The organism is Methylobacterium sp. P3_A11, assembly GCF_056403155.1.
Map to the genome: position 1 here is coordinate 1 of NZ_JBFUGA010000236.1, position 1,383 is coordinate 1,383.

At 69.5% G+C, this 1,383-nt stretch carries 1 protein-coding gene; it reads left to right on the forward strand.

Annotation, left to right across the window (positions count from 1 at the left end):
* On the forward strand, positions 1-1,290 hold a 1,290-nt coding region (locus tag AC1DXK_RS30985), incomplete at its 5' end, for a carbohydrate porin (RefSeq protein WP_477299708.1).
* Positions 1,291-1,383 lie beyond the last annotated feature (93 nt).

The following is a 1,383-nucleotide window of genomic DNA, read 5'->3' on the forward strand; positions in this document are numbered from 1 at the left end:
CTCGACGTGCAGGGCAGCAGCGCGGCGCCGCCCAGCCTGCCGCCGGGCACCCTCGATCTCGGCAACGGGATCAGCATGGTCCTGAACTACACGGGCGAGTTCGCCGCCAACCCGTCCGGCGGCATCCGGCAGGGATCGGCCTATGCCGGCCAGGTCGCGTTCGGCCTCGACGCCGACCTCGGCCGCCTCGCCGGGATCGACGGCGGCTCCGTCCACACCGTCGTCACCCAGCGCCACGGCCGGAGCCTGGCGCAGGATGACATCGGCTTCAACGGCAGCGTGCAGGAGATCTACGGCGGCGGCCAGACCGCGCATCTCACCCTGCTGTCCTACGAGCAGAAGTTGCTCGACAACCGGCTCGACATCGAGGTCGGCCGGCTTCTCGCAAACCCCAACTTCCTGGGCTCGCCGCTCTACTGCAACTTCCAGAACAACGCGACCTGCGGCGCACCGAAATCCATCTTCAAGCTGACGAACTTCACCTACTGGCCGATCGCGACCTGGGGCGGCCATGCCAAGGCCTGGATCAACGACACGGTATTCCTGCATGCCGGCATCTACGAGGTGAACCCCCGCGACCAGCTGCCGACCCGGAACGGGATCGACTGGTCGACCAACGGGGCCACCGGAGTCCTGGTGCCCGTGGAGGTCGGCTACTCGACCAATTTCGGCAACGATCCGCTGCCGCGCAACTACAGCGTCGGCGTCGTCTTCAACCGATCGGACTACAAGGATCCCGTATTTGACCAGCGGGGCGGCGCCCAGGTCTTCAGCGGCCTCGATCCGCTGACCCGGTTCGGACGCTCGGCGGTCTATGCCCGCTTCGACCAGATGGTGTGGCGGCCGGATCCGAACGGCGTCCAGGGCCTGTCGGTCTTCGGCGTCGCGATCGGCGGGACCGGCGGCCGGCAGACCCAGGACTTCTTCTTGGAGGGCGGCGCCGTGCTGACCGGCACCGTCCCGGGCCGGCCTTACGACACCCTCGGCTTCGTCTTCGCCATGGAGAAGCTCTCGCCGCTGGGCACGGCCAACATCCGGGCGGCGCGCGGCGCGCTCGGGCTCGGCACCCGGAACGTCGAATCCCTGCAGACCATCCTCGAGCTGAGCTACGGCATCCAGCTCACCCCGGCGGTGCGGCTGATGCCGAACCTGCAATACGTGATCGACCCGGACCAGACGCGCTTCCCGTTCCGCCCGAAGCCGATCCCGGACGCCTTCGTGATCGGCGCCAAGCTGTCGGTGGACCTGTTCACCCTGGCCGGCCTCGCGAAGGGTCCGGGCAGCCAGTAAGGCCGCCGGCCATTCCCGACGCCGGCAGGGCCGCGGGCGCAGCGGGGATCGTCGGAGCGGCCGCGCGGGCGATCCGCGCGGCCGCGCCTGCGC